Here is a 20,360-nt window from a genome sequence, read left to right on the forward strand (position 1 = left end):
GCCGAGGACGGCGAGCACGCTCGGCGTGAGGCTCCGCAGGAGGAGCCCGTTCATCGAGGCGTCACTCCGTGACAGTGGGCGGCGCGGTCAGGAACGGGCGCACCTCCAGCCACTCGTGGATCGGCTTCCCGCCCGCCCCCGGAGCGGCGGACAGCTCCCCGGCCAGCTCGACCGCCCGGTCGTGGCTGTCGACGTCGATGATCATCCAGCCGGCGATGAGGTCCTTGGTCTTCTCCAGCCGGTCCGCGAAGTCCTGCACGTACTGCATGTGCGCCGAGATCTCCTCGGGCGTCCACCGGTCCATCGGTACGTCGTTGACCGCGACGGGGGCCCCACGGTCGTGCTTGAGCAGCAGGTACTTGGCCATGGTGTCACTCCTCGGTGCTGTGCGGCCCATTGTGGCCGCTCTCACTACGGGGACGGAGCCGGATCCGGGTTCTCGACATCGTCGCCCGAAACTTCTCGACTTTTTCCGGCGAGGGCCCCGCACGGGCCCGCGGTCACTGCTCGCGCAGGCCCCACGGGGATTCGTACGCGACGAGCAGATCGAGGAACGGGCGCGGGGGCAGGGCCTCGGCGCCGAGCACCCCCGCACCGCTCCAGGCGCCGTTCGCCACGAGCTCCAGGGCGATGACCGGGTTGATCGCCGTCTGCCAGACCACGGCCTGGGAGCCGTACTCACGCATCGACCACTGGTTGTCGACGACGTGGTAGAGGTACACCTCGCGGGGCGCGCCGTCCTTCGTGCCCTTCACCCAGGTGCCGGCACAGGTCTTGCCCCGCATCAGTTCGCCGAGCGAGGCCGGGTCGGGCAGGCAGGCAGCGACCACGTCGCGCGGCGACACGTCGCCGCCGGGCACGCTCACCTTGTCCGTGCTGTCGAGACCGAGTCTGTGCAGGGTCTTGAGGGTCTCGATGAACTCGTCGCCCAGCCCGTACTTGAAGGTGACGCGCCGGGACTCCACCCAGCGCGGGATCAGCAGGACCTCCTCGTGCTCGACGTTGACGCACTCCACCGGGCCGATGCCCTCGGGGAAGTCGAAGACCTCCGGTTCGCTGAACGGGGCCGTGGTGAACCAGCCCCGGTCCTTCTCCCAGACCACCGGCGGGTTCAGGCACTCCTCGATGGTGGTCCAGATCGAGAACGACGGGGCGAAGTCATAGCCCTCGACGGTGAGATTCGCGCCGTCCCGGACGCCGATCTCCTCGATCTCGTCGAACAGCTCGTCCGCCGCGTACCGGGCGAAGACGTCGGAGAGCCCCGGCTCGACCCCCACCCCGACGAGCGCGAGCCGGCCGGCCTCCTGCCACGCCGCGGCCCGCCCGAACTGCCCGTCGCCGAGCTTGACCCCGCACTCCTCGTACGGGCGCTCAGGATGCGGGGAGGAGAGGGACATGGCCATGTCCAGATAGTCGACGCCCGCGGCCAGCGCCGCGTCGAACAGCGGCATCACGAACCGGGGGTCGGTGGCGTTGACGAGGATGTCGCACCGCTGCTCGGTGAGCAGGGCGGTGACCGCCGCCCGGTCCGAGGCGTCGACGCGCAGCGCGGTGAACCTCTCCTCCTCCCCGCCGAGTGCGGCCACCGCCGCCTCGGCCCGGGAGAGGTCGTAGTCGGTGACGACCATGTGGTCGAAGAAGGAGCGGCGGGCGGCGATCCTGGTGATCGCCGTGCCCACGCCACCTGCGCCGACGAGTAGTACGCGCATGGGCGGATGTGCCTTTCGTCGATGAGCCGGGCCGTGTTGGCCGATGCCCTTGGATTCGTCCATGAAAGAGGCCCACTTGAGTAACGTCAACGCTGTTGGCATAAGGTGGGGAGACCCGACAGGCCCGGCAGTCCCGCGCCGGCGCCGAGACGGAAGAGGAGGCTCCGATGGCGAAGGAAGTGGTTCCAGAGGAAGGGCGACGGCGCCGACGGCCGACCCGGCAGGGCGTGGTCGTCACCCAGCAGCTGATCGTCGAGACGGCCCTGCGCATGCTCCACGAACACGGCAGGGACGGACTGACCGTGCGACGCCTGGGCGTGGCGCTCGGAGCCGACCCGAGCACGCTCTACCGCTACTTCCGCGGCATCGACGACCTCACCCTGGCCATCGCCGACGAACTGATCGGACGCGCGATGCGGGGCTGGCGGCCCGCCGGACAGTGGCGGAGGGACCTGCGCGAAGTCGGCCTGCGCATCCACACCGCCTACCTGGCCCACCCGGAGGCCGCGGTGCTGACCGCCAGCCGGGTCAGCGGCCGGGCCAACGAGATCGCCGGCGACGAGGCGGTCCTCGGCATCCTGCGGTCGACCGGACTGCCCGCCCCGGACGTCGTACGCGTCTACCAGGCGTTCGTCGACCAGGCACTCGCCTTCGCCGCACTGGACGCCGCGAGCCTCGCCCTGCCCGAAGCGGCACGGGCCGCCGACGAACAGGTCTGGCGCGCCACCTACGCCCAGCTGCCCGCAAAGACCCACCCGAACATCGCCGCCCTCGCGCCGCTGCTGGTCGCGAGGATGAACGACAGCGCGTACCCCACGGCACTGGAGATGCTGCTCGACAGCGCGGAGGCGAGCGTCCGGCACGCGCGAAGCGGGAGCGCCCCGGAGGGGGCCTGACCCCGCGCTCACTCACCGCCCGCCCCGATTCGAGTGGCGGCTCCGGAGGCCACCGAGCAGACTGGCCGCAGACGGAGACGACGACAGCCCCGGAGAGGCCTGGACGATGGGTGAGTACGCGGACCTGCCCGCTGTCAGGACCTGGTACGAGACCGAGGGCGCCGGCGACCCGCTGGTTCTCCTGCACGGTGGCTTCTGCACCAACGACACCTGGGGCGCCCAGCGCGCCGACCTCGCCGCCGCCTGCCGCGTATACCTGCCCGAACGGCGCGCCCACGGGCACACGGCCGACGTCGCGGGGCCGCTGACGTACCAGGACATGGCCGACGACACCGTGGCCTTCCTGGAGACGGTCGTCGCCGGACCGGCGCACCTGGTGGGCTGGAGCGACGGGGGAGTGGTCGCGCTCATCGTCGCCATGGACCGGCCCGACCTCGTCCGCAAGGTCGTCGCGATCGGCGCCAACTTCCGCCCGGGCCCCGAGTGCTTCGCCGAGCCGTCGATGCTCGACGCGATGACGCCAAAAGGGCCCGACCTCGCGTTCTTCCGGGAGTTGTACGAGCCCGTCGCACCGGACGGCCCGGATCACTGGCCGGTGGTGGCCGCGAAGGTGATCGACATGTGGCGCACCGGGCCGACGCTGACGGCCGAGGACCTGGCCCGGATCGAGGCGCCCACCCTCGTCATGGCCGGCGACGACGACCTGGTGACGCTGGAGCACACGACCGCGCTGTACCGCGCGATCCCGGAAGCCGAGCTGGCTGTCGTCCCCGGGGCGTCGCACCTGGTCCCGCTGGAGAAACCGGCTCTGGTCAACCGGCTGATCCTCGACCACCTCGCACAGGAGGCGACGGAGACGATGATGCCCATCCGCCGCGCGAAGCCCGGGACCGCCACGCCCTGACGGCCCTCGCACACGGACCTGCGGGTTCACTCGATCCGCAGCAGGGCGTCCTTCGCCCCACGGGCCTCGGCCACGGTCTGCGCCTCGGTCTCCAGGGCCCTGCGCACCGCGCCCGGCAACGCCCCGAACCCCGTCACCGTCACCTCGGTCCGGCGCCCCGAGGCCCGAGCACGCCAGGTGCCGACGATCTCCGATCCGGCGAGTACGGCCCCCGGCCCGCCGACGGCCCGCCACAGCTCCTTCTGCCGGTCCCTCTCGGGCAGCAGCAGCGACCGGTCCCGGGCCTGGAGGAACGGATCGCCCGGCGGAAGCAGCCGTACAGTGCCGGCATCGGCGCGCGGCGCCTCGCGCAGCGCGTCCGCCTCGGACTCCGGGAGCCAGGCCGACACGCCGTCCACCGCGACCTCGACGAGCCCCTCCGGCCACACCGACCGGATCGCGGACGGCCGCGTCCCCAGGAACGCGGCCACCTCGGCTCGACCGGCCGGACCGAGGAACCGCAGGTAGGCGCCGATCAGATCCCCCGTCCCCGACGCCGCGTCCGGCACCGGGAACGGCGACCCGAGCGGCGCGAGGATCGTCTTCCCCCGATCCGTGCCGATCCGCACCGACCCGAAGAGACCGGCCTGCTGGAAGAGCAGACCGGAGATGTGCCGCGCCCCGCACGGGGCGCACCAGAACGTCAGCGACTCCGGCACGGCCGCGCTCACCGCCGTACTGACCACGCCCTTCCCCAGCGGCTCGACCACCGTCCGGCGGAAGGCCTTCGCCGTGACGCGGTATGCCTCCAGGCCGAGCTTCGCCCCCTCCTTGATCGCCGCGGTGCTGATCCGGGCGGTGGCGTCGGCGTCGTCGAGCGGCCACAGAGCGCGGGCCAGTGCCGCCAGCTCCGTACGCCGGTGCAGATGGGGCGCGCCCCGGAAGGACCAGACCCGTTCCAGCGCATCGGGGGCCGCGCCCCTCGCGGCGAGCGCCACCGGGGCCGAGCCGTACGGGGTGTCCTGGACGCCCAAGGCCAAGACCTCGGGCGCGGGCGAAGCGCGGTCGAACCCGTGGGCCGCCACGCGGTACCGCAGAACCTGCTCGCGGCTGACGTCGATCCGGGCGGTGCCGTTCAACCGCTGCCTCCTCACCAGGGGTTTCCGTACGCTACCCCGACGGCGCCCCGCCCACGGCACTTCCGTCACCGCCGGGTCGTGCCGCCCCACGGGGACGGCGGCCGGGAGCGGTCCGTCACCACCCCGGCTCCCCGCGCGGCTGCCCACCTACCGGGGGCTTTGGGGCTCATCACTCCGTGCAGCTGAAGTCCTGCGGGGAGGTCCGCAGCTTGCCCAGCAACCGGCGCAGCGTGGCCCGGTCGCGTTCGGACAGGTCCGCGAAGAGTTCCTGCTCCACGGTGTCCAGCGCCGCGTCCGACGTACGGAGCTGAGCGGCCCCCTGCGGAGTGATCTCGACGATGTGCCGGCGCCGGTCGGCGGTGTCGCGACGACGGCGTACGAGATCGGCGCCTTCGAGATCGTTGAGGAGGGTGACGAGGACGCTGGGGTCGACGTCGAGCCGCTCGATGAGCGCCTTCTGCGTGACCGGTCCCTCGGCGAGCTGCTGGAGCGTCGTCATGAGCCGCGGCGTGAGCCCGGTGGCCGCGAGCGCCTTGTGGATCAGGGTCTGCGTCGCGTTGCCGTGGTAGGCGAGCAGGAAACCGAGACGCTGCTTCGGATCGCCGGGAGACGTCGGAGACCCCGTCGATCGCTGGGCGGACCTGTCCTGAGCTGGCATTGCTCCACGGTATCAGGGCACACATTGTGGAACGGGGAGAATCGTTTATAGTCATCAACGATCTAGTTGCTCTCATCATTGATGATTCCGAGGTAATCATGTTCATCGCCTACGCCGTGATCGGCGTCCTTCTCGCCTTCGCCCTCGGCGCCTCCGCCGTGCTGACGTTCACGCGCAACGAGGGCGTCACCGCCTCGATGAGCAAGGTGGGCGTCCCCGAAACCTGGTACCCCTGGCTGGCCTCGGCGAAGGCGGCAGGCGCCCTCGGCCTCCTGATCGGCCTCGGCGTGCCGCTGATCGGTTCCGCCGCCGCGATCGGCGTCGTCCTGTACTTCATCGGGGCCGTCGTCTCCCACCTGCGCGTCAAGGACTACGGGATCGCCCCGCCCCTGGTGCTCGCCCTGCTGGCGGCCGCCGCGCTGGTCCTGCGCGTGCTGTCGGCCTGAGCGTCCGGGCCCGGCCGGGTTCGGCTCGCGCGGCCGACGGTGCGGCCTGCCGGGGAGGGGCGGCGATCGGTGGCGGCGATCAGCGCCGGGCAAGATGTCCGCATTTATGCTGACTCGATGCGATCTGCTCCCTGGTGGGCTTTGGTCTCCTCCGGATGCGCCCCCGTCCTCCTGGTCGGCTCCTGGATGATCGCGCAGCAGCGCCAAGGTCCGGCGTACGACCCCGCGACGCAGACCCTGAGCGTGCTGGCCTCCTACGGAGCCACCAGCTACTGGCTGATGACGGGGACGCTGCTGGTGCTGGGGACGTGCTACATCCTGACGGCACACGCGCTCCGGCAGGCGGCGCTCGCCGGGCGGGTGGCGCTGGCCGGCGGCGGACTCTCCGCACTGGCCCTGACCTTGGTGCCGGTCCCGAACAGCGGCGGGGCGCTGGAGCACGGGGCGGTGGCCACCGTGGGCCTTGTGCTGCTGGCCGCCTGGCCGCCTCTGGCCGCCGTCCGGGGCCGCGGACCGGCGCCGTGGGGGCTGAGACCCGATGTGTCGCTCGCCGCGAGCGCGTTGATGTTCGCGAGCGCCCTGTGGTTCCTGGCGGAGCTGCAGAGCGGGAGAGCCCCCGGTGTCGCCGAGCGCGTCGTGACGTTCTTCCAGGCTCTGTGGCCGTTCCTGGTGGTCCTCTCCTGCCGGAGAAACGTGGCCTGACCGGCTCCGGGACGAAGCCGGTCAGGGGAGGGGAGGCGCTACGCGACCGGTGGGCACCGCAGCCAGTCGTCGAGGACCGCGTAGTCGCCGTCCCTCAGGCCGTGCCGGGGATCCACCCGGTGGAGCAGGGCTGGGCCCGCGTGGTGGACGGCGACCCAGGCCCGATCCGCGTCGGTGATCTCGTCGTCCACCCAGACGAAGCGGCACCCCGCGGCCCATGCCGCGAGACTCCGGGTCTTCCAGTGCGGCCCGTCCCGCACGTCCTCATCCTCCTCCACGTAACGACCGCGCCGCCGGCCCCGGAGGAGTCCGGTAGTCCGACGACGGGCAACGGCGGCAGGCCGATACGAGGCGCGATCCAGGCGTTCGCGTCCTCCATCCACGTCGTCGCCCGGACCAGCTCGCAGGACAGGGCCGCGAGCCGGGGCCCGTGCTGGGGATTGATCCTGGCCAGAAGCGGATTCTCACCCGCGCCCAGGTCTCCGGGGCCCGTCTCGAAGGTCGGGTACGGGTCAGGCGCGTTCCGGGGCGACAGCCGACCGCTGCCACCCCGGAACCTGTACGTTGGGCGGGCCCTAGGTCAGCGGCTCGACCCACACATTGCGGTAGCGGATCTTGCTCCCGTGGTCCTGGAGCTTGATCGCACCGGCCGTCGGTCCCTCCGCCGCCCCGCCGCCGGTCGGGCCGTCGACCGCCACATCGTCGTGGACGGTGACGCCGTTCCACACGACGGTGATCCGGGCGTCCTCCGTCTTGTCCCCCGAAGCGTCGTAGCGGGCGGCGCGGAAGGTGATGTCGTACGTCTGCCAGGTCTCCGGCGCCGTGGCGGCGTTCTCGTCCGGGGCCTTCTTGGTGTAGATCGCCCCGGCCTCGTTGTCGGCGAGCGTGGTGTCACCGTACGAGTCCAGGATCTGCACCTCGTACCGCTCCTGGAGGTACACACCGCTGTTGGCACGGTCCTGCCCGGTCACGTCCGGCGGGAGGTTCGGCAGCCGGAACTCCACGTGCGCGCGGAAGTCCTGGAAACCCTGTTTGGTCCGCAGGTCCCCGCCGGCGATCTCCATCTCCCCGTCCTTCACCGGCCATTCGGGTGTACGGCCGTCCGGGTGCTGCCAGGCAGCCTGGTCCGTGCCGTCGAAGAGCTGGACGCGGGCGCCCTTCGGATGGACGGTGATCATGTCCAGGTTCACATGACCGGTGTCACCGCTGTCGTAGGAGTACGTGATCGTGTTGCGGCCCTCGCGCAGCTCCAACTGTTCGGTCCCCGTCGCCCAGGTCTTCCAGTCGGTGGTCGACAGCAACTCGACCTGCCGCACCTTCTCGCCGTTGACGTGGACGCTCACCGTCTTGGTGCCGGGCGCCGGATCCGGCCCGTTGGCGTAGCGCAGACCCACGTCGTGCGGGCCCGCCTTCCCGGCCTCCACGTCGAACGTGACCGCCGCGCCCTCCTCGCCGAAGTTGTCGACGAAGCCGCCGCCGGAGTAGCCCGCGTGCTCGGTGTCGAATCCGGCGCCCCCGGTGAGGGTGGCCTCCTCCGCCTCGTACTGCGTGGCCGGGGGCTGGTCCCCGGGCAGCGAGTTGAGGGTGTACCAGGCCTCGGTGCTCCACAGCTCCGTACCGTCGGCGGAGCTGAAGGGGCGCGGCGAGCGGATGTGGACCACACGGTTCGCCTTGAGCCCGGGGACGGTCAGTGTGACCTTCTTGCCGTCCTCGGAGAGGGTGGCCCCACTGACCTGGAGGGACTCCTCGTCGATCTTCGGACCGCCGTACTCCGGGGTCGGGGCGTACGCCCACTGCTCGACGCGGTAGCTCTCGGCGAGCTTCGCCGCCGTCTCCTCGGAGAGCGGCTCGGTGTACTCCAGCTCAAAACCGCCCGGCTTCGCCCTCATGGCCAGCATGTCGAAGGCCTTGTCGCCGCTGGGGGAGAGCTTCTGGAGCCCGTAGGTCAGCTTGCCCTCCTGGCCCCAGTTGCCGCCGGCCCCGAGCCCGCCTGCGTAGATCGCGCCGTCCGGACCCATGCTGATCCGGTTGACCCCTGCCTCCAGGCCCTGGGTGAAGCGGAACACCGCCCCCTGGTACTCGCCGTCGACCTTCTCCAGGTACGCGCGCTGGATGCCGCCGTACGTGACGTCCCCGAACAGCATCTGCCCGGCGAACCGGCCCTCGGTCAACTGCAGAGGCGTACTGGGGGAGTTGGCTATCTCGTTCTGCGGCAGCCACAGCACCGGCTTGGTGACCGGCCTGTCGTCGAAGGGGCCCGACGGGTTGGTGTAGTGGTTGAAGAAGCGGTCCTGCTTGATGTGGAGCAGCTTCGAGGAGGGCAGCCAGCCGCCCTGGTTGTCGAGGACGAACATGTCGCCCTCGGGGCCCCAGCCGATCCCGTTGGGCGTACGCAGGCCGCCCGCGATGTAGTCGACCTTGCCGGTCTCCTTGTCCACCTTGATCGTGGACCCGCGGTTCGGCGCGGGCTGCGGATCGGTCGTCGCCCCGCCCAGGTCGATAGCCACGGACAGATTCAGGTAGAAGTACCCGTCCCGGTAGAGCAGGCCGAAGGCGAACTCGTGGAAGTTCCCGCCGTACGGCCAGGTCGCCACCGTCCGCCGCTCATCGGTCACGTCGTCGCCGTCGGCGTCGGTGAGCTCGGTGAGTTCGTGCTTCTGGGACACGTACAGCTTGCCGTCCACCGCCTTGATGCCCATGGGCTCCTTGAGCCCGTCGGCCACCTTCTTGGCGGTCACCTTCCCCGGATCGGTCTCGCCCTGGACGTTGTCGAGGAGGTAGACCTCGCCGGTCGTGTTGTCGGTGCCGCCCCACGTGGTCACGGCGAGCCGCCCGTCGGACAGCCAGTCCATCGCGGTGACCTGCGGTTCGAAGCCCGCGGGGCGCAGATCGGTGAGCGCGTAGTCCGGGTGCGTCCCGTTCAGGGGCAGGCCGTCGCCGGGGGAGTCGAGGGCGCCCTCGCACTCCTTGCGTCCCGGCGCCGTCACCCGTACGACGTCGGCGTCGGTGGACAGCGCGGAGTTCGGCACGACGGCGAAGTCCCCGGCGCCGGGCGGCTTCCACTCCAGGGTGACCTGCTGACCGCCGGTGCGGTCGAAGTGGTCGATACGCAGGGCATGATGACCCTGTGTCAGCTCGACCGATCCGTCCTTCGGTTCCGCGCCGTGCAGCCCGTCGTGATCGATCACGACGGAGTCGTTGATCCGCAGCCGCGAGCCGTCGTCGCTGGTCAGCCGGAAGGCGTACGCACCGTCCTCGGGAACGGTGAGGTTGGCGGTGACCTCGGAGACGAAGTGGTCGCCGAAGCCGAAGTCGTCCGTCGAGCTCCAGTCGATGGCGGGCATCAACTTGTCGACGTTCGGGGTCTGTCCGGTCTTGATGTCACACAACTCGTCGAGAGGGACCTGCACATCGAAGACGCGCAGGGTTACCCCCGGTTCCTGGGGCGGGAGTTCGTCCTGCGGCCTCGGCGTCGGCGCGGCGGCGGCCGGTGACGCGGAGAAGGCGCCGACGAGAAAAGCGGAGACCAGCAGACCGGTGAGATGTCTGCGGCAACGGTGGAGCGGCCGTGGATGCATTCTTCCTCCTGGCCCCTCGCGGCGAGGGGCACGTCGCGGCGGTGGGTGGGGCCACCCGGCGCCCGGGGGTGAACGTTCGGCTCGTGCGGTGGGGCAGCGCTGCGTCCGGCCAGGGGCTCCGGTGGCTGCGCCGAGAACAGTAGGAGGCTTCTACCGGCGGCGTCCATACTTCGTCACCACAGTGTTCAAAGTTCGCAGGTGTTGATGCAAAGTCGCCAAACCCCTTGGTGCACAAGGCATCTGTCGCCCCATCCGCGACGATCGGAACGACGATGGGCCGGACCCGCGCGCCCTGCGGATCCGGCCCCCGAGGTCCGAGGAGGACGAAAGGGTGCTACCGGCCCTCGCGGCCCGCGGCGGAGGCGAATCCCAGCCAGGTGTGGCGGTTGCCCCACCAGCACCAGCCGACCTTGGGCGCGTTGCGCCTCTCCCGGCCGTCCCGCCCGGTGCCGTTGCTGATCCAGATCGCCGGGGTTCGCGCGTCCAGCGTGCCGTTCGCCTTGCGCAGCCGGGATCCGATGGTCATGAAGCAGCGATTCCGCTCAAGCGCCGCCGGCTGCTGCAACACCCAGTGGATGCCTTCGGTGAGCACCAACGGGCTACGGCCCTCCCCGTCGAGGGCGGGCAGCGCCTCCTCCGGGCTCCAGTTGGACATGTGGTCGCCGCGGTCGAGCCCCGCGACGAAGTAGAGCGGCGCGTCGGGAAGTTCGACCGCCGTCGGCGCGAAGCTGTCGACATCGGGCATGTCGGTGACGACGAAGCCGGGCCTGCCGTCGCGCTGGAGCAGCGGCGCGAGGGCGGAGGCAGGGGCACGGTCCGGATGGACGGCGAGCAGAACGCCGTCGCGGCCGCCCTTCCCGGCGAAGGCGCGGACGTCCTCGGCGGAAATCCCCGCGACCTCGTGCACCCCGAGCTCGATCAGGCGCTCCGCCTGGGCGGCGGGCGACGGGAGGAGACGCACGGTGTCGGTGGCAGAAGTGTCGGGCAAGGCGAGTCCCCCGGATTCACGGATTGCGGTAGTGGGCCTGAGATCGAACGACCCAGCCCGCCGGAGTGTTCCCGCCCGGCGCGACCACCGAGAGCGACCTCGCCGGCCCGTCGTGCTGCCTCGGATACAGCTCGTCCAGGCCCCCGCCACCCATCCGTCGCACCGCCCCCTACTCGCCCGGCTCCGCCGCGCAGCGGATGTCCCGCGCCGGACGCCGACCGGTGGTCAGGAACTCCGTCGCCGCGTCATTCGCGCACGTGTTGCCGTCGAACGGATAGACACCGTGCCCGCCCTGGTCGGCCGTCACCATCGTGGCCCGCTGACCGAACGCCCGCCGCAGCTCCCGGGCGCCGGCCAACGGCGTCCCCGGATCCCGCTCGTTCTGCATCATGAGCACGTTCGACGGGCCCCGGTCACCGATCCGCACCGGCGGCTCGACCCGCTCGGCCGGCCAGAAGGCGCACGGCCCGATCCCGGCCGTCGAGCCACCGAGCATCGGATACCTCAGCCGGTCGACCGCGACATTGCGCTGATACTCCCGAACCGTCCCCGGCCAGCGCGTATCACCACAGATCACATGGAAGCGCGCGGCCATCAGGTTCTCCAACCCCTGCGGCACCGGGGAGAGCGGCACCGGCCGGCCTGTGTCGACCGCCTGCCAGAACTCCGCCAGATGGGGCATGAGGGCATCGGCGTAGAGACGTTCGAACGTGACCCCACGGAACGCGTTCCCGTCGATCCCATGGACCGGCTTCCTCTCCAAACGCTTCGCCAGGTCGAAGAACTTCGCGGTCACCTGCTCCGGCGTGACGCCCAGACCGTACTCGGGGCGCGCGGCCGCGAACTTCGCGAAGTCCGGGAACCGGTCCTCCAGCCCACGGGCGAACGACCGCATGGCTGTGACGTCATAGCCGCCCGGGCCCAGGTTGCTGTCCAGGACGACCCGGTCGCCACGCTTCGGGAACATCGTCGTGTACACCGCACCGAGGTAGCTGCCGTAGGAATGCCCGAGGTACGAGAGCTTCGGCTCACCCAGAGCCGCCCGGATCCGGTCCATGTCACGCGCGGTGTTCGCGGTGGTGACGTGCGGCAGCATCCATGCCGTACGCGAAGTGGCGCACTGCTTCGCGATGGTCCGCGCGTATCCCGCCTCCCGCGCGACATCGGCGGCGGTGTGCGCGTACGGGGCGAAGTTGCCGCGGTACTGCTGCTCCCTGGTCAGATCACAGGTCACGGGCGTGCTGCGGCCGACACCGCGGGGGTCGAAGCCGATCACGTCGTAGGAGTCCAGCACCTCCCGGGGCAGCCCCGACGCGGCGAGAACGGCCGAGTGGTCGAGCCCCGCGCCACCGGGGCCGCCCGGATCGGTCAACAGCACACCGCGCCGCTTCGACGGGCTGTCGCTCGCCAGCCGGGAGATCGCGATCTCGATCCGCCGGCCGTCCGGGTGCCGGTAGTCCAGCGGGACATCGAGCGTCGAGCACTCCAGACGGGACGAGGAGACACCCTCGGGGCACGGGCCCCACCGCACGGCCTGCGGACTCGTCCGCACGGTGTCCGCGGTCGCCGCCGACGTTCCCGGCACCGCGGTCGCCGCCACCACCGCGCCGACGGCGAGAGCAAGGGACAGGGATGTGCGCATCTGTTGTCCTCCAGGAGAAGTGGTCCACGGGGCGCCGGAACCGTCGGCCCGGGAACGCCCGCCGCCGACCGCGTGGCGTGTCCGCACGGGCCGAGTCTGTCCGCGCGGCGCTCCCCGGCACATCGCCCCTGCGGCCCGAACCCGCTCCGACCGAGGGCGAGGCGGGCGTACGACTTCGGTCCAGGACGACTCCGCCCCGGGTCTGACTCGCCTGCCGTACGGCTTAGCGACAATGAACGGGTGAACACGGACGGGGCACCACGACTCGGCTGGTGGCAGCAGACCTGGCGACTGGCGGCTGCCGCGGCGCTGAGTGTGCCGGTCTGGCTCTACGTCGGAGTGCTGCTGCACGGGCAGGACGCCGGACCGGGCGCATGGTTCCGCATCGGTGATCCGCTCGTGGCCCTCGGCTGCCTGGCCGCGCTGCTGTGGCGGCGACGGTTCCCGCTCGCTGTCGCCCTGACCGTCGCGATCGCCTCGACCATGTCGACGCTCGCGACCGGCGCCGCCCTCGTGGCGCTGGGCTCGATATCCACCCGTCGACGCCCGGTGGAGATCGGCGCCGTCGCCCTCGCCTATGTGACCGCGTCACAGTTCGCGGGCGGGGTCTACCCGCTCCAGAACCCGCCCGGGATGTTCTGGCTGCAACTCGCGTTGCCGGCCCTGACCGCGGGCATCGCGGTGGCCGCGGGCATGGCCGTCGGCGCACGGCGGGTCGAGGTGCGGTCCTTGCGGGACCGCGCAGAGAGCGCCGAACGGGAACAGACGGCACGAGCGGCACAGGCACGGGTTCTGGAACGCAACCGGATCGCCCGCGAGATGCACGACGTGCTCGCGCACCGGATCTCCCTGGTCGCCATGCAGGCCGGAGTGCTGGACCACCGCGGCGACCTCGGAGCCGAGGAGAACAGGCTGCTGGTCCGCGGCATCGCCGAGGGCTCCCACCAGGCACTGGAGGAACTGCGCGATGTCCTCGGTGTGCTCCGGGCTGACCCGGGCCACCCGGAACCACCGCAACCCTCCCTCGACCGCGTCCCCGACCTGGTGGCCGACGCCCGCGCGTCAGGACTCGACGCCACGTTGACCACCACCGTGACGGGAACACCGGCCGACGCCGTGGGACGAACCTGCTACCGGGTCGTCCAGGAAGGGCTGACCAACGCCGCCAGACACGCACCGGGCGCACCCGTCCGCATCACCCTCGCAGGAGCGGCGGGCGAGGGGCTCGGCGTCGATGTCCGCAACGACCCGGCCACCGAGAGAACCACGCACCGGCCACCGGCCTCGGGGTTCGGGCTGCTCGGCCTCGCCGAACGCGTCGGTCTCGCCGGCGGAACCCTCCACCACCGCCCCACACCCGACAACGGATACGTCCTCACCGCACGGCTGCCCTGGCCGAACCCGACCCACGGAAAGAGCCCCTGAGTGGACACCGAACGGGAGCCGGTACGCGTCGCCATCGTCGACGACGACCAACTGGTGCGCATGGCGCTGCGGCTCGTCATCGACGGCGAACCGGACCTGACCGTCGTCGCGGAGGCAGCCGACGGGAACGCCGCGATCACCGCGGTGGACGAGCACCGGCCGGACGTCGTGCTGATGGACGTACGGATGCCGGGCCTCGACGGACTCAGCGCGACCCGGGAGCTCCTCGCCCGGCCGGCGCCGCCCCGCGTGCTCATGCTGACCACGTTCGACTCCGACGACCTGGTGCTCGGCGCACTGGGGGCCGGAGCCCTCGGGTTCGTCCTCAAGGACACCCCTCCGCCGCGGATCCTCGACGCCGTGCGGACCGTCGCGGACGGTCACCCCGTGCTCTCCCCGGCCGCCACGGCACGGGTGATCGCCGCGGCCACCGGTCCGCGCTCCTCCCACGCCCGTGAGGCGTCCCGGCGGGCCGCGCGGGAACAGCTGTCGGCGCTGACCGAACGCGAACGCGAGACCGCTCGGGCCATCGCGGACGGACTGGGAAACCCGGAGATCGCCGACAGGCTGCACATCAGCGTCGCGACCGTGAAGGCGCACACCGGCAGCCTGTTCTCCAAACTGGCGGTCCAGAACCGGGTACAGATCGCCCTGCTGGTCCGCGACGCCCAGGAATGACCCCGGCCCGGGCCGCGGGCAAAACAAAAGGCAAGGAGAGACCTCTCCTTGCCACTGTCAACTTATAGCTCACCCGGGGGCTTGCGGCAAGACCCGGGTGACGGCGCAGAATCGTCCCTCGCCGCCACCACCCGCGCAAGCGCGGGCGGCGTGCGTGTGCCGGCGGCCTGTCGAGCATGCACGGACACGAGCCGCCGGCTCGGACAGAAGACAGCTCAGAAGGACGACAGCTCAGAAGGACGACAGTTCCGAGGGATGACAGTTCCGAGGGATGAAAGCTCAGGAATGAGTACGTGCCCGACAGGAGGTTCGGCGTGGACAGAGGGCAAGGTGCCGGTGATCCGACCGATCATCGCAGTGCGAGGGAACACGGCCGCCCGCCAGGCGTCACGATGACGGATCAGTATGTGGTGGACCTCCGAGAGGCGGACGAGAGGCAGGGCGCGGCCGTCGGCGGCAAGGGCGCGCAGCTGGGCGCACTGTCGCGGATCGAGGGAACCCGCGTGCCGGACGGATTCTGTGTGACGACGGACGCTTTCCGGCGGGCCATGGCGGAGGTGCCGTCGTTCGACGAACGGCTCGAGGAGTTGTCGCGCCTTGCCCCGGACGGCCGGGAGGCGGTCCGAACGCTCAGCGCACGGATCCGCCGCACCATCGAGGAGATCGCCGTCCCCGGCGACATCGCGGTGGCCGTCACCGGGGCGCTCGTACGGTTCGGCGAGCAGGCCGCGTACGCCGTCCGGTCCAGCGCGACTGCGGAGGACCTGCCCACGGCCTCTTTCGCCGGCCAGCAGGACACGTACCTGAACATCGCGGGGCCGGCCGCGGTCCTCCGGCACATCAGCCGGTGCTGGGCCTCGATGTTCACCGAGCGGGCCGTGATCTACCGACAGCGAAACGGCATCGACCACCGTACGGTCCAGATGGCTGTGGTCGTGCAGCAGATGGTCTTCCCGCACGCTTCCGGCGTCCTGTTCACGGCGGACCCCGTCACGGGCAATCGGAAGGTCGCCACCGTGGACGCCGGCTTCGGCCTCGGCGAGGCCTTGGTCTCCGGTCTGGTGAACCCGGACGTCTTCAGGGTTCGGGACGGCGAAGTCGTCACCCGGACCATCGCAGCCAAAGAGCGTGCGGTGCGCGCCCTGCCGGCCGGCGGCACGGGGGAGGTGGCGGTCGACCCGCGGCAGCGGGAGCGCCCGGCGCTGACGGACGCGCAGGTTGTCCGGCTCGTAACGCTCGGCCGGCGGATCGAAGCGCACTTCGGCCGCCCGCAGGACATCGAATGGTGCCTGGTCGACCACGGCTTCCGGATCGTGCAGAGCCGCCCGATCACGACCCTCTTCCCCGTTCCCGCCCGGGAGGCCGGCGACGAGGAGAATCACGTCTATGTCTCCGTCGGCCACCAGCAGATGATGACCGACCCCATGAAGCCCCTCGGGCTCTCCCTGTGGCAGTTGACGGCGCTGGTGCCGATGCTCGACGCGGGCGGAAGGCTGTTCGTCGACGTCACCGGCCGACTGGCCTCGCCCGCGAGCCGCGACGGTCTCCTGGACGTCATGGGGAAGGGCGATCCGCTGGTCAGGGACGCCTTGGAGACGGTCCTGGCACGCGACGGTTTCATCCCGTCACTCCCGGACCCGTCACTCCCGGACCCGTCACTCCCGGACGAGGCCCCCGCCAGGCCGCCGTCCACCGGTACGCCCGCCCCGATCGCGACCGACCCGGCCGTCGTCACCGAACTGATCGAGCGCAGCCGCGCTTCCGTCGCCGCTCTGGAGCGCGGCATCCGGACCAGGACGGGGCCGGCACTGTTCGACTTCCTGCTGGAGGAGGCTTTCGAGGAGCACAAGCGGACCTTGGGCGATCCGCTGAGCATGCAGGCGATCATGGCCGGAATGGACGCCACCTGGTGGCTCAACGAAAAGCTGCTGGAGTGGCTGGGCGAGAAGAACGCGGCGGACACGCTGACCCTGTCCGCCCCCGGCAACATCACATCGGAGATGGGTCTGGCGCTGCTCGGCGTAGCGGACGTGATCCGGTCGCGGCCGGAGGCGCTGGCCTTCCTGCGGAACATCGAACACGGTCAGGACGCCGCTTTCCTGGACGACCTGGCGAAGGTCGCGGGCGGAGCGGAAGCACGCGAGGCCATCGAGAGCTACCTCGACCGGTACGGCATGCGCTGCGTCGGCGAGATCGACATCACCAGGCCACGATGGCGCGAGCGCCCCACCACACTCGTGCCCGTGATCCTCGACAACGTACGGAACTTCGGGCCGGGCGCCGCCGCGCGGCGCTTCGAGCAGGGCCTGCGGAAGGCGCGGCAGAAGGAACAGGACGTGCTGTCACGGTTGCGGGCCCTGCCGGACGGGGACCGCAAGGCCGACGAGACCCGGCGGATGATCGACCGCGTCCGCACCTTCATCGGATACCGGGAGTACCCCAAGTACGGGATCATCAGCCGTTACTTCGTCTACAAGCAGGCCCTGATGGCGGAGGCCGGGCGACTCGAACGGGCGGGCGTGCTTCCCGGGAAGGAGGACGTCTTCTACCTGACGTTCCAGGAATTCCACGAGGCCGTGCGCACGGACCGGGTGGACGAGCAGCTCATCCGACGGCGCAAGGAGGAGTTCCGTTCGTACCAAGCGCTCACAACGCCCCGGGTCCTCACATCGGACGGTGAGGCCCACACCGGCGCGTACCGGCGTGACGACGTGCCGACCGGTGCGCTGACCGGCCTGCCGGTGTCCGCCGGGACCGTCGAGGGAAGGGCCCGTGTCATCCTCGACATGGCGGAGGCCGACCTGGAAGCGGGCGACATCCTGGTCACGGCCTTCGCCGACCCCAGCTGGTCGCCGCTGTTCGTCGGCATCGCGGGCCTGGTGACGGAGGTCGGCGGCCTGATGACCCACGGTGCGGTGATCGCCCGGGAGTACGGCCTGCCGGCGGTCGTGGGCGTGGAGCAGGCCACCCGGCTGATCCGGGACGGGCAGCGGATCCGCGTACACGGAAGAGACGGGTACGTGGAGGTCCTGCCCTGACCGCCCCGGACGGGGCCGAGGACCGACGCCCGGCCGGGACAGCGGTACGGCCGGGACAGAGGTACGGCCGGGGCGTGTTCGCTGACCGAGGCAGGCAGGTGGCCGGGCAGGCGGGTCCAGCCGAGCCGAGCCGGGTCACGTAGGGAGCACGGTCCTCGTCCTCGTCCTCGTCCGGAGGACTTCCGCGATGGACTCCTCGCGCCAGCGTGCGAGGAGTTCGTGGAAGGCGACGGCTCCGTGCGGGTAGGCGAAGGGACCGTCGGGGCGACCCCGCCCTTCGCGGTTGTAGTACCCGGGCGTGCACTCGGCGTGGGACCACTCCCGGGTGGCGGTGTCCAGAGCGGCCTGGTTATGGGCAGCGGCTCTCGGTCCGTCGTTCGCCGGCCGCCGCCCGTCCTGCTGCATACGCTTCGTGACCCTGGCGGCGTACCGGCTGGGCAGCAGGGTCTTACCGATCCCGGTCGTCAGCCGAGAGGGGAGGCTGTTGAGGGGCGCCGGTCGGGGTACGAGAGGGCGAAGTCGTACCTGTACAGGAAGCTTCTCGCAGAAGGAACGGTGGTCGCTGATGTCGTCCTCGCTCGTTGAAACCATTGATGTCAAGGCGCCGGTCGCCGTTACCTGGGCGCTGTGGTGCGACGTCACGCAGTGGCCGAGGTTCCTCAGTCATGTCCAGCGTGTGGACCCGATCGACGAGCGGCGATTCGCCTGGCAGCTCTCGCTGCCCGGGGCGGACAAGAGCTTCGTCGCGGAACTCACCGAGGTCGTGGCGGAGAACCGCATCGCGTGGAAGACGACCGAGGGCGTCCACCACGCGGGAGTGGTCACGTTTCACCGCATCGACGAGGCCACGAGCCGCGTCGCTCTCCAGATCGAGTACGACCCGCAAGGGTTTGTCGAGCGCCTCGGGGCACTGACCAATCTCGATTCCGCGCTGGCCAACTACGACCTGGGCGAGTTCCAGAAACTGGCCGAACTGACCGTCGCCTCAGGGGGCATGCGGGATGCCTGAGCCTTCAGCGCACCCAGCCGGCCCCGTTGCCCGGTCTGGGGGCCCGACGGGCAGCGCGGGTGCCGGCGGGGGTGCTTGAAGAACTCGATGTTCCGTTTCCGTTGATGATGTTCAAATAGGCCCCAGAGCAGGGAACGCCGAGCACGGCCAGCAGCGCGGTGGGGCATCAGCTGGTCGATCTCGTCGAAGAACGCCTCGGTGAGGAACTCGACGTGGACAGGCTCGCCGGAGGGTTCGGTATGACCGAGTACCACCTGCGTCGCATGTTCTCCTCGCTGGCCGGTATGCCGCTGTCGCAGTACGTGCGGTGTCGGCGCATGAGCGTCGCGGCCGGTGACGTCGTCCGCGGCACGGCGGATCTGCTGGGCATCGCCGTCCGGTACGGCTACGGGTCGAGTGAGGCGTTCGGACGCGCGTTCCGGGCGGTTCACGGTGCGAGTCCCGGCGATGTGCGCCGTGACGGAGGCCCCTTGCGTATACAACCGCAGGTCAGGTTCCGTCTGACCGTAGAAGGGAGCAGCCCTGTGGACACCCGCCTCGTCGACCGCCCCGTATTCCGGCTGGTCAGGCACGCCGCTCGCGTTCCGCTCATTCACCAGGGCGTCAACCCGCACATCCAGGAGCACATCGCCGCGCTGCCACCGCAGGAGCACGTGCGTCTGAAGGGCCTCAGCGACACCGAGCCCGCGGGCCTGCTGCAGGTCAGCGACGGCCTCGACCCGGATGCCGCCGAGGGCAGCGAACTCACCTACCTGCACGGAATTGCTCTCAGCAGGGACACGTCCGCCCCCCGACGACCTCGATGTCATCGAGGTGCCGGCCGGGCAGTGGGCCGTCTTCCGGACCAGCGGACCCCACCCCCAGGCGCTCCAGACGACCTGGGCCGCCACCGCCACCGAGTGGTTTCCCTCCAACCCATGGCAGCTGCGGCCCGGCCCCTCGATCGTCGCCATCCTGGAGCGCGCGGACGACTTCAGCACCGCGACCTGCGAGTTGTGGCTCCCGGTCGAACCGGCGTGATCCACCGGCTCGGACGTCCGGGGCGAGATTCGTTTGGACGGTAGCTGTACCCCGCGTTGCGGGCAGCGCGGACCAGGCGGACGCCCCAGACAGCGCACACCAACCGGTCGAAGAGCAGTCAGTACCCGGCGGACTGGATGCCGCCGTCCCTGGAGGCGCAGTGCCGGTACGTGGGGGAGTGGGTGGCCGCCAAACTGCGCTGGGAGCTCACCGCGGATGACCGTGAGCTTCAGGCGCTGAAGGTGTATGCCGAGGGTCCGCGCGAGGACATCATCGTCCGCTACACACCGGCCGTCTGATCCTGCTCGGCGGCGGTCCGGCAGCACGGGCCCCGGCCTCCCTGGTGTCGGTGGTGCCCCTGCCACCGACACCAGGGTCCGCCGAGCCGCTCCCGTAGAGGTGGCCAGAGAGCTGCCGTGCGAAAACCCGAACTCCCGTTGCCTGGGGGGAACTAAGACCGTGTCCTACATGGTCAGTTTGAGGAATCGTTTGTAGCAGCAGAGAGCGGCTGCCAGTCCGAGAAAGGCCAGGTAGTTGCCTGGTTTTTGC

At 70.7% G+C, this 20,360-nt stretch carries 15 protein-coding genes and 4 pseudogenes; 10 read left to right on the forward strand and 9 right to left on the reverse strand.

Annotated features, from left to right (window positions below; genetic code table 11):
* Positions 1-61 precede the first annotated feature (61 nt).
* Both ACFWM7_RS21175 and ACFWM7_RS21180 read right to left on the reverse strand, forming a co-directional pair.
* Positions 62-367, reverse strand: a complete 306-nt coding sequence (locus tag ACFWM7_RS21175) for a YciI family protein (protein ID WP_383262857.1) — start codon at positions 365-367, stop codon at positions 62-64.
* 133 nt (positions 368-500) lie between these two features.
* Positions 501-1,709 carry a saccharopine dehydrogenase family protein gene (locus ACFWM7_RS21180; protein WP_383262859.1) on the reverse strand — a complete coding sequence of 403 codons (1,209 nt, stop codon included), beginning with the start codon at positions 1,707-1,709 and terminating at the stop codon, positions 501-503.
* A 167-nt stretch (positions 1,710-1,876) separates the two neighbouring features.
* On the opposite strand from ACFWM7_RS21180, the gene ACFWM7_RS21185 reads away from it, so the two are divergent.
* Together ACFWM7_RS21185 and ACFWM7_RS21190 are read left to right on the forward strand one after the other, a co-directional pair.
* A complete protein-coding gene (locus tag ACFWM7_RS21185) occupies positions 1,877-2,605 on the forward strand; it encodes a TetR/AcrR family transcriptional regulator (RefSeq protein ID WP_383262861.1) in 729 nt (242 codons plus the stop codon).
* A gap of 106 nt (positions 2,606-2,711) precedes the next feature.
* Positions 2,712-3,509, forward strand: coding sequence for an alpha/beta fold hydrolase (locus ACFWM7_RS21190; RefSeq protein WP_383262862.1), 798 nt, complete (start codon positions 2,712-2,714; stop codon positions 3,507-3,509).
* 26 nt (positions 3,510-3,535) lie between these two features.
* Here the strand turns inward: ACFWM7_RS21190 and ACFWM7_RS21195 are convergent, their stop codons facing one another.
* Together ACFWM7_RS21195 and ACFWM7_RS21200 are read right to left on the reverse strand one after the other, a co-directional pair.
* Positions 3,536-4,627 (reverse strand): DNA glycosylase AlkZ-like family protein, encoded by a 1,092-nt coding sequence (locus tag ACFWM7_RS21195; RefSeq protein WP_383262864.1) that lies wholly within the window; start codon positions 4,625-4,627, stop codon positions 3,536-3,538.
* Positions 4,628-4,796: 169 nt separating this feature from the next.
* Complete coding sequence (locus tag ACFWM7_RS21200; RefSeq protein WP_383262865.1) at positions 4,797-5,285, reverse strand: MarR family winged helix-turn-helix transcriptional regulator; 489 nt, start codon at positions 5,283-5,285, stop codon at positions 4,797-4,799.
* Positions 5,286-5,383: 98 nt separating this feature from the next.
* On the opposite strand from ACFWM7_RS21200, the gene ACFWM7_RS21205 reads away from it, so the two are divergent.
* The gene (locus ACFWM7_RS21205; RefSeq protein WP_383262867.1) at positions 5,384-5,731 is read left to right on the forward strand and encodes a DoxX family protein; all 348 of its coding nucleotides are present in this window, start codon (positions 5,384-5,386) and stop codon (positions 5,729-5,731) included.
* Between the two features lie 117 nt (positions 5,732-5,848).
* Complete coding sequence (locus ACFWM7_RS21210) at positions 5,849-6,433, forward strand: DUF998 domain-containing protein (RefSeq protein WP_383262869.1); 585 nt, start codon at positions 5,849-5,851, stop codon at positions 6,431-6,433.
* A 38-nt stretch (positions 6,434-6,471) separates the two neighbouring features.
* Here ACFWM7_RS21210 and ACFWM7_RS21215 read toward each other — a convergent pair.
* From ACFWM7_RS21215 to ACFWM7_RS21230, 4 genes and pseudogenes are all read right to left on the reverse strand, one after another.
* Positions 6,472-6,968 (reverse strand): annotated as a pseudogene (locus ACFWM7_RS21215) (hypothetical protein).
* Positions 6,969-7,008: 40 nt separating this feature from the next.
* A complete protein-coding gene (locus tag ACFWM7_RS21220) occupies positions 7,009-10,011 on the reverse strand; it encodes a family 16 glycoside hydrolase (RefSeq protein WP_383262871.1) in 3,003 nt (1,000 codons plus the stop codon).
* 334 nt (positions 10,012-10,345) lie between these two features.
* Complete coding sequence (locus ACFWM7_RS21225) at positions 10,346-10,999, reverse strand: DUF5701 family protein (protein ID WP_383262873.1); 654 nt, start codon at positions 10,997-10,999, stop codon at positions 10,346-10,348.
* Between the two features lie 169 nt (positions 11,000-11,168).
* Positions 11,169-12,641 carry an alpha/beta hydrolase gene (locus ACFWM7_RS21230; protein WP_383262875.1) on the reverse strand — a complete coding sequence of 491 codons (1,473 nt, stop codon included), beginning with the start codon at positions 12,639-12,641 and terminating at the stop codon, positions 11,169-11,171.
* Between the two features lie 240 nt (positions 12,642-12,881).
* Between ACFWM7_RS21230 and ACFWM7_RS21235 the strand changes: the two genes are divergently transcribed.
* From ACFWM7_RS21235 to rph, 3 genes are all read left to right on the forward strand, one after another.
* Positions 12,882-14,066: a sensor histidine kinase gene (locus tag ACFWM7_RS21235; protein WP_383262877.1), complete on the forward strand. Its 1,185-nt coding sequence runs from the start codon at positions 12,882-12,884 to the stop codon at positions 14,064-14,066.
* On the forward strand, positions 14,067-14,744 hold the full coding sequence (locus tag ACFWM7_RS21240) for a response regulator (protein WP_383262879.1): 678 nt from the start codon (positions 14,067-14,069) through the stop codon (positions 14,742-14,744).
* A gap of 392 nt (positions 14,745-15,136) precedes the next feature.
* Positions 15,137-17,782, forward strand: coding sequence for a rifamycin-inactivating phosphotransferase (gene rph, locus ACFWM7_RS21245; protein WP_383262880.1), 2,646 nt, complete (start codon positions 15,137-15,139; stop codon positions 17,780-17,782).
* Positions 17,783-17,917: 135 nt separating this feature from the next.
* On the opposite strand, the pseudogene ACFWM7_RS21250 reads toward rph, so the two are convergent.
* Positions 17,918-18,103: pseudogene (locus ACFWM7_RS21250) on the reverse strand (monooxygenase); the annotation flags it as partial.
* A 244-nt stretch (positions 18,104-18,347) separates the two neighbouring features.
* On the opposite strand from ACFWM7_RS21250, the gene ACFWM7_RS21255 reads away from it, so the two are divergent.
* The 3 genes and pseudogenes from ACFWM7_RS21255 to ACFWM7_RS21265 all read left to right on the forward strand — a co-directional run.
* Positions 18,348-18,791 carry an SRPBCC family protein gene (locus tag ACFWM7_RS21255; protein WP_383262882.1) on the forward strand — a complete coding sequence of 148 codons (444 nt, stop codon included), beginning with the start codon at positions 18,348-18,350 and terminating at the stop codon, positions 18,789-18,791.
* 158 nt (positions 18,792-18,949) lie between these two features.
* Positions 18,950-19,811, forward strand: a pseudogene (locus ACFWM7_RS21260) (GyrI-like domain-containing protein).
* Between the two features lie 89 nt (positions 19,812-19,900).
* Positions 19,901-20,110: pseudogene (locus ACFWM7_RS21265) on the forward strand (HNH endonuclease); the annotation flags it as partial.
* Positions 20,111-20,360: the final 250 nt, after the last annotated feature.

It is taken from the genome of Streptomyces sp. NPDC058375 (assembly GCF_042723425.1).
In the GTDB taxonomy this organism is placed as follows: domain Bacteria; phylum Actinomycetota; class Actinomycetes; order Streptomycetales; family Streptomycetaceae; genus Streptomyces; species Streptomyces durocortorensis.

Excerpts from the sequence above, each read along its gene's own strand:
- ACFWM7_RS21175 (WP_383262857.1), bottom strand. The coding sequence starts at position 367 with ATGGCCAAGTACCTGCTGCTCAAGCACGACCGTGGGGCCCCCGTCGCG.
- ACFWM7_RS21180 (WP_383262859.1), bottom strand. The coding sequence starts at position 1,709 with ATGCGCGTACTACTCGTCGGCGCAGGTGGCGTGGGCACGGCGATCACC.
- ACFWM7_RS21185 (WP_383262861.1), top strand. The coding sequence starts at position 1,877 with ATGGCGAAGGAAGTGGTTCCAGAGGAAGGGCGACGGCGCCGACGGCCG.
- ACFWM7_RS21190 (WP_383262862.1), top strand. The coding sequence starts at position 2,712 with ATGGGTGAGTACGCGGACCTGCCCGCTGTCAGGACCTGGTACGAGACC.
- ACFWM7_RS21200 (WP_383262865.1), bottom strand. The coding sequence starts at position 5,285 with ATGCCAGCTCAGGACAGGTCCGCCCAGCGATCGACGGGGTCTCCGACG.
- ACFWM7_RS21205 (WP_383262867.1), top strand. The coding sequence starts at position 5,384 with ATGTTCATCGCCTACGCCGTGATCGGCGTCCTTCTCGCCTTCGCCCTC.
- ACFWM7_RS21210 (WP_383262869.1), top strand. The coding sequence starts at position 5,849 with ATGCGATCTGCTCCCTGGTGGGCTTTGGTCTCCTCCGGATGCGCCCCC.
- ACFWM7_RS21220 (WP_383262871.1), bottom strand. The coding sequence starts at position 10,011 with ATGCATCCACGGCCGCTCCACCGTTGCCGCAGACATCTCACCGGTCTG.
- ACFWM7_RS21230 (WP_383262875.1), bottom strand. The coding sequence starts at position 12,641 with ATGCGCACATCCCTGTCCCTTGCTCTCGCCGTCGGCGCGGTGGTGGCG.
- rph (WP_383262880.1), top strand. The coding sequence starts at position 15,137 with ATGACGGATCAGTATGTGGTGGACCTCCGAGAGGCGGACGAGAGGCAG.
- ACFWM7_RS21255 (WP_383262882.1), top strand. The coding sequence starts at position 18,348 with ATGTCGTCCTCGCTCGTTGAAACCATTGATGTCAAGGCGCCGGTCGCC.